Raw genomic sequence first — 7,346 nt, 5'->3', positions numbered from 1 at the left:
CAGAATTTGCTTGGCGACCATAGCGTTATGGACCCACCTGATCCCATGCCGAACTCAGTAGTGAAACGTAATAGCGCCGATGGTAGTGTGGGGTCTCCCCATGTGAGAGTAGGACATCGCCAGGCTCAAATTTATATTATTGTTATTAATTTAACAGTAATAGACACAGAATTTACTTAGCAACCATAGCGCAGCGGTACCACCTGATCCCATGCCGAACTCAGAAGTGAAACGTTGTAGCGCCGATGGTAGTGTGGGGTCTCCCCATGTGAGAGTAGGACATTGCTAAGTTTCAAATTGCTTAAATGCTGAATAGACACTGCGGAGTGGTAGTTCAGTTGGTTAGAATACCGGCCTGTCACGCCGGGGGTCGCGGGTTCGAGTCCCGTCCACTCCGCCATTATTGAAGAAACCTGAATCGAAAGATTCAGGTTTTTTTTCGCCTGTATAAAAGTAAGATGATGCTGAATAGACACTGCGGAGTGGTAGTTCAGTTGGTTAGGCTCTTTATTGGGAAGCTTAGCGGCCAGTCATGTCGGGGGTGCGCTGATTTTCGGAATGGCAAGTCCCGTCCACTTCACATTATTGAAGAAGCCTGAATCTAACGATTCAGGTTTTTTTTCGCCTGTATAAAAGTAAGATGATGCTGAATAGACACTGCGGAGTGGTAGTTCAGTTGGCTAGGCTTTTTATTGGGAAGCTTAGCGGCCTGATACGCCGGGGGGCGCGCTGATGTTAGGTATGGCAAGTCCCGTCCACTTCACATTATTGAAGAAACCTGAATCGAAAGATTCAGGTTTCTTTTCGTCTGTAGAAAACTACTTCAATTCATAGAGGCCAGTGTGAAAGATTTCATGTTGCTGTTGGTCACTAATATCTCGGCGACGTGCACGATAACGTGAAACAAAATAAGTAATAACGACAGAGAAAAGGGCATAAGCGATAAGGAATGTTAGCGGTGAATGGATTATTTTGGCAGAAAAGACCCAAATAACACCTGTAACTGTAATAGCGAGTTTCGTCAATGCGGCAACAACTAAAAAACTCATCGCATATTGTGGTCGACGAATAGCTTGGTAAGCAATTAAATAGCTACAACTGACAGCAACAATCGCCAGTGTAAACCCAACTGAGAATGAATGAAAATGTTCGCTAAATAACATGGCGAGCGCGATCATAGTGACAGCAATGATGGCCTTTTTCATAACAACTCCTTACCTTACGCAGAAAGTTTTATTTGTTGAGATAAGCATGGACCTTAATTAGCTAATTGTATGTGACGTGATGCGTTTTTTGATTAATTGATAATATCAATAGTGTGGTTTGTGACCAATGATTGGTTATTGTTAATTGGAGGCTTTCAACGTTGTAACAAAGAAAAGGGTAGTCAAAAGACTACCCTGTGGCAAAGATCATAACAACTGATCTGCACAATGTAACAGCTATAAGGCGTGTTACTAGGACTTAGCAATGAAAATAACTAACTGTTATACCGAAAGAAATTGTTTAAATTGCAGTAAAACTGCTTCTGCTTGAGTTTGATCTTCCATTTCTACAAATAAACGCAGTAAAGGCTCTGTGCCAGAGAAACGCGCTATCGCCCAGCCACCATTTTTAAAGTAAACCTTGGCACCATCGGCGTAACTGACTTTTTCGATGTCATAATCAAATTCAGGCAGTGATTTTTCAATATAAATTTTATTATAAAGACGTTCACGCTCTGCGGCTTTAAAAGTACAGTCACCCTCGGCAGTATAGGCATAACCAAAACGGCCATAAATTTCATCTAATAGCTCAGATAATTTTTTACCGGTTGAGCTGATCATTTCAACTAATAGGCTCGATGCGAAAATGCCATCTTTACCCTTGATATGGCCACGAATAGTGAGGCCACCAGAGCTTTCACCGCCAAGTAATGAGTCATCAGCTTCCATTTGAGAACTGATATGCTTAAAGCCAACCGGTACTTCAAAGGATTTTTCGCCATAAGCTGCAGCGACTTTATCAAGAAGGTGAGTGGTTGCGATATTACGTACTACAGAGCCTTTCCAGCCTTTGTATTCAAGTAGGTAGTAATACAGCAGTAATAGCACTTCATTAGGATGAATAAAGTTACCTTTTTCATCAATGATACCTAAACGGTCGGCATCGCCATCAGTACCGATACCAATATCATAACCTTCTTGAGCCACTAAATGTTTAAGGCGGTAAAGCGTTGCCGCACTTGGTGATGGCATTAGGCCGCCAAAGCCTGGATTTTCACCATCGTTGATAACATCAACATCACAACGACCAGTGATCAATACGGTTTGTAAGGCATTTTTTGCCACACCAAACATAGGGTCAATAAGAACGCGTAGGTTAGCTTTTTTAATTGCGTCTAAATCAAGTAAAGAAATGACCGAGTCAACGAACTCGTTCATTGGATTGATGATTTCAATTAATTGATCACGTTGAGCTTGTTCGAAATCGACATGTTTAATATCGGCTACGGTTAATACTGAAATTTGTTGTTCAATTTTTTGAGTAATAATTTCATCAGCATCTCGACCGCCTTCGATAAAGACTTTAATGCCGTTATAGTCCGCAGGGTTATGCGAGGCAGTAATACAAGCAGAGTAAGTTGCACCTGTTTGTTTGGCTTTAAACATAACAATGGGTGTTGGTACAAAGCGGTTGATAAAGCTACATTTGATATTGTTTCCTGCTAATACTTCAGCAAACCATGTCGCGGCTTTATCTGATAAAAAGCGACGGTCATAGCCGATAATAAAACCATTTTCTGTTACTGATTCTGTGATCATGATGTTAGCAATAGCTTGTGCTACTAAACGTACATTAGCTTGAGTGAACTCTTCGCCAATAAAGGCACGCCAACCACCGGTTCCAAATTGAATCATGGAGGAACTCCTATTTCTCTCGCAAAATAAAATAGGGGAGTAAATCCACTCCCCGAAAAGTGATTAGCCCATTACGACCATAACAGTATTCACAGAACCTTCAGCTTGGGGCGCTATTGCACCTTCGACTGACTGACCGTTAAGCGTGATAGATTTAATCCCCTTGCTGACATGATCTGGGTTAGTAACATTAATTGTGTATGTTGCCCCTCGCCACTCACGCGTTACTTCAAATCCTGGCCATTCAGTTGGAATACATGGATTAATAGTTAAACCATCAAAGCCTGTTTGAATACCTAGAATAAAGTTAGTCACGGCAAAGTAAGCCCAACCAGACGTACCTGTTAACCATGGATGGTTGGCACGACCATGATCTTGGTGATCGCGGCCCATGATAAATTGCACGTAAGAATAAGGTTCAGCTAGGCGTGTTTCAATCATGTCGTTTTGGTTGTATGGGTTAAGTGCATCATAGAACTTCATTGCACGGTCGCCACGGCCTAGTTTTGCTTCTGCTACCCATGCCCAAGGGTTTGGATGTGAGAAGATAGCGCCATTTTCTTTAACGCCTTGGTATACACGGGTTACAAAACCAATGTCGTCGTTAGGGGTTGAGAATGAGGGTGCATTGAGGTGTAAGCCAAACTCTGAATAAAGATTTTCATCAACCGCATCCATTGCTTGTTCACCACGATCTTGTGATGCCATACCTGATAGAACAGCAAGAGTATTTGACTCAAGGTGAATACGACCTTCAGTTTGTTGCGCGGTACCTATCTTGTCGCCATTTTTGGTTAAACCACGAATGTACCAGCCACCTTCGTCATCCCATAAATGGGTTTCACAGGCTTCACGAACATTGGCAGCCATTTCAGTGTATTTTTCAATATCGGCTGTTTTACCTTGGTATTTAGCCAGTTGAATAAATTCTTGTAGTGCCCAGAAGTGAAGGAACGAGACCATTGCTGATTCACCGCCACCTAAGTTTAGGCAGTCATTCCAATCGGCGCGTAGACCTTTACAGATACCGGTTTGGCCAACATATTCAGCAGAGAAATTAAGCGCCGCTTTCATGTGATCATAAACAGTTGCATTACCACCATCAGCGTATGGGATCACTTCATCAAGGAAGCTTTCTTCGCCAGTTTCTGTCACGTACTTACAGATAGTAGGGACTAACCATAGGTGGTCATCTGAACACGTATCATCAATACCGTGGATCTTATCGGCATCACTTGGGGTTGGAACAACTGTTGGCGATTTTGATGGCTTAACATCGGCCATTTCTGGATCGAACCAATCAGGATCAAACAGGTGTAACCCGTAACCCGCTTTAACTTGACCACGAAGCAGATCAACTAAGCGCTTACGTGTCATTGCTGGGTTTGAATGTGGTACTGAGATCGCATCTTGAGCTGTATCACGGTAACCAAGACCTGTACGCCCGCCCACTTCGATAAACGAAGCAAAACGTGACCATACAACACACGTTTCTGCTTGGTATAGCGTCCAAGTGTTGATCATGGTGTCTAAGCCTTCGTTTGGCGACGTGACTTTAAATTTATTACAACGGCTTTCCCAATGGTGTTTGATTTCTGCAAATGCAGCATCAACGGCAGCGCTATCTTGGTATTTTTGACGTAGACGTTGGCCTTCGTTTTTACCAATACCTAGAATGTAGTTAAAGCGCACTTCTTCACCCGGTTGAAGGGTGAATTGTTTGTGCAGAGAACCACAATGGTTGTAACAGGTTTGCACGTGATTAGAACAACGGCCTTTTTCAACTGCAATTGGGTTTGATTCATCACGGTATGCACCGATAAAAGTATCACGCTGACCATCATAGCTATCAGGGGCAAAGCTTGATGCTAGGTAGTAGTAACCTTCTTTTTCTTTGGTGTTGTAATATAAGTCGTACTCAATCACGCCATCTTCATAAGATGTACCTGCAGAGTAAAGACTCATCTGATGGTTTTGGTTGTCAGATTGAATGTGGCTAAATGAAAATTCAACAAAAGAGAATGCGCTAATTGTACGCACTTCATCCGTGGTGTTTTTTAGTACTACATCCCAAATTTCAGCATCTTCACCAATCGGCACAAATAATGTCTTTTGTGCAGCAATACCGTTGTACTCACATGCAAATTTTGAGTATGACAAGCCGTGACGCACTTCATATTTCGCTTCATCAAGACTTTTTGCTACTGGCTGCCATGAAATAGACCAGTAATCACCTGTTGCATCATCACGTAGGTAAACATAGTGTCCTGGGCGATCAAATGTCGCGTTAGGACGGAACTTGGTCACACGATTGTATTCTGGTGACTTATAGAAAGAGTAACCACCCGCATTTTGTGAAATCACTGTGCAGAACTTTTCAGTACCAAGATAGTTGGTCCATGGTGCTGGGACATCAGGTCGAGTGATAACGTACTCTCTGTTGTCGTTGTCAAAATAACCGTATTTCATTATTTCTAATCCTTAAAATATTCACTTTACTGTGTGCGTGGTTATTCACAGTGGCGGTAATTAATGCCCGCCTTGTCTAGATAGTTAAGTTGACCTTTTAAGCGAGCTTTAAAGTCATCCCAGTTACGATGTTGTGGTGTGCTCCAGCAGATCTCCGATACAGCTAGTAAGCGCGGATAAATCATATATTCAAATCGGCTTTGGTTATTTATTAATTCTGACCAAAGTGCCGTTTGAATGCCTAAAATGTGCTGTCGCTCAGAATTTTCCGAAGCGATCATGCTAAGTGGGTGATAATTGTAAACTTTATCTAAGGTTAACTTGCCAGCCCAATCGACACCTGCTTCATCTGCAGAGTAACCTTGAGCAAGGTCGAGGTAGGTAGATTGCGCAGGTTGCATTACTACATCAAACCCATTTTTGACGCATTCAAGCCCTGCTTCTTCGCTAAGCCAAGAAAAAATCACGGTGTTTTTACTGACTTTATTGCCATGGGTGGCTTCTTCCCAACCCATCATTCGTTTGCCCTTATCACGTAATACTTGCTCAGCAAAACGTAATATATGGCCTTGAAGTTCCATTGGATCGTGGTAGTTGTTGTCTGCCATTAATTGTTGGCAAGCCACACTGTCAGACCACACACCTTTTGGTACTTCATCTGCGCCAATATGTACAAATGGAGCAGGGAATAGAGCACAAATTTCATCCAATACTGTTTGAATAAAGGTGTAAGTTCCGGCTAATGCTGGTGATAAAACATTGTCAGGGTAGTTTTGAATGCTGCGATATACCGAATGATCATCGGGATCTTTTAATAGTTCAGGCAAGGATAAAATGGCGGCGCGGCAGTGACCTGGCATATCAATTTCAGGAATAATCGTGATACCGCGATCGCTGGCGTAAGCAATAACATCACGAATGTCTTGCTTGGTATAGAAACCACCATAACGTTGATCAATATGACTAAATTGTGGCACGATAACTTCATTTGGACCACGCCAGGCACCAATTTCAGTTAATTGAGGGTAGGCATCAATTTCAATGCGCCAACCTTCATCATCGGTTAGATGCCAATGGAAAGTATTAAATTTATAGCGTGCTAGATGATCTAATAGATGTTTAATACGATCGACGGGGTGAAAATGACGTCCACAGTCAAGCATCATGCCGCGGTAGCCATAATGTGGTTGATCGGTAATTTCTACCATTGGTACGCAATAAGTTGCATTAGCCGCATGACTTGGACTATTAGGTAATAATTGTAATAACGTTGAGGTCGCATGCACAAACCCTGTTGCAGAGCTGGCTTGAATCCAAATATTATCGCTTTCAATCAATAACTGATAACCGTGTTCGATAATGTCATTGCTAACGTGATAATGAATATTCCCCTGAGGGTGAATTGGCATTGTTTCATTAAAATGTTTTTTACATTCAGCACTTAACCAATTGATAGCCCCTTGCGCTAAAGCTGGTGGCGTTTCAATTGCAGTTGTTTGATTAAAAACAAATTCACCGTGAAGACGAGTTAACTGGTTCGGTTGTGGAATTAATGCAATATCACAACCGACGTTAGGTAATGGGGTACAGTAACGCTCGATCGACTCTTGATCTAAATTAATTGCGGTGGTGTAAACTTTTAATGGCGCAATCTGATGTTGGTCATTACCCAAAGCAATAAAGGCTTCACGAATACCATCATCATGAAGATTAAATGGCATGGTTCTCATGGTAAATTCAGTGTAAAAGTGCCCATTAGCCTCTAACGGCGGTAATTGTGATAGGCAACTGTAGCTACCCATTTGGCTAATCGTTCCCACCGAGACTGAAGCGGGATCAATGCAGCGGCTTATAAAAAAATACAGTGACCATCCGTGCAATGCCTGATCGGTTAAGTTATGTAAACTTAACGCATAGCGGCAATAGCCTTTCGCTTTTTCTATTACTGTAAAATCAAGACGATAAGTCATTTATGTT

The 7,346-nt window shown here is 42.2% G+C and carries 4 protein-coding genes, 1 tRNA gene and 2 rRNA genes; 3 read left to right on the top strand and 4 right to left on the bottom strand.

The window, feature by feature from the left end:
* The first annotated feature begins 9 nt into the window (after positions 1-9).
* The 3 genes from rrf (CZ809_RS15795) to CZ809_RS15785 all read left to right on the top strand — a co-directional run bounded on the left by rrf (CZ809_RS15795) (position 10) and on the right by CZ809_RS15785 (position 400).
* Positions 10-125, top strand: a 5S ribosomal RNA gene (gene rrf / locus CZ809_RS15795).
* Positions 126-175: 50 nt separating this feature from the next.
* A 5S ribosomal RNA gene (rrf, locus tag CZ809_RS15790) occupies positions 176-291 on the top strand.
* A gap of 32 nt (positions 292-323) precedes the next feature.
* A tRNA-Asp gene (locus CZ809_RS15785) sits at positions 324-400 on the top strand.
* Between the two features lie 418 nt (positions 401-818).
* On the opposite strand, the gene CZ809_RS15780 is transcribed toward CZ809_RS15785, so the two are convergent.
* From CZ809_RS15780 to CZ809_RS15765, 4 genes are all read right to left on the bottom strand, one after another.
* Positions 819-1,205 (bottom strand): hypothetical protein, encoded by a 387-nt coding sequence (locus tag CZ809_RS15780; RefSeq protein WP_080158525.1) that lies wholly within the window; start codon positions 1,203-1,205, stop codon positions 819-821.
* A gap of 282 nt (positions 1,206-1,487) precedes the next feature.
* On the bottom strand, positions 1,488-2,900 hold the full coding sequence (locus CZ809_RS15775) for a phosphoglucomutase/phosphomannomutase family protein (RefSeq protein WP_080158524.1): 1,413 nt from the start codon (positions 2,898-2,900) through the stop codon (positions 1,488-1,490).
* Positions 2,901-2,963: 63 nt separating this feature from the next.
* Positions 2,964-5,369 carry a glycoside hydrolase family 94 protein gene (locus CZ809_RS15770; RefSeq protein ID WP_080158523.1) on the bottom strand — a complete coding sequence of 802 codons (2,406 nt, stop codon included), beginning with the start codon at positions 5,367-5,369 and terminating at the stop codon, positions 2,964-2,966.
* Between the two features lie 41 nt (positions 5,370-5,410).
* A complete protein-coding gene (locus tag CZ809_RS15765) occupies positions 5,411-7,339 on the bottom strand; it encodes a beta-N-acetylhexosaminidase (protein WP_080158522.1) in 1,929 nt (642 codons plus the stop codon).
* Between the last annotated feature and the right edge of the window lie 7 nt (positions 7,340-7,346).

The sequence above is a fragment of the Photobacterium piscicola genome (assembly GCF_900166965.1).
Lineage (GTDB): Bacteria > Pseudomonadota > Gammaproteobacteria > Enterobacterales > Vibrionaceae > Photobacterium > Photobacterium piscicola.
The sequence above is the reverse complement of the archived record's forward strand: the minus strand, read 5'-3'. Positions and strand labels throughout refer to the sequence as shown.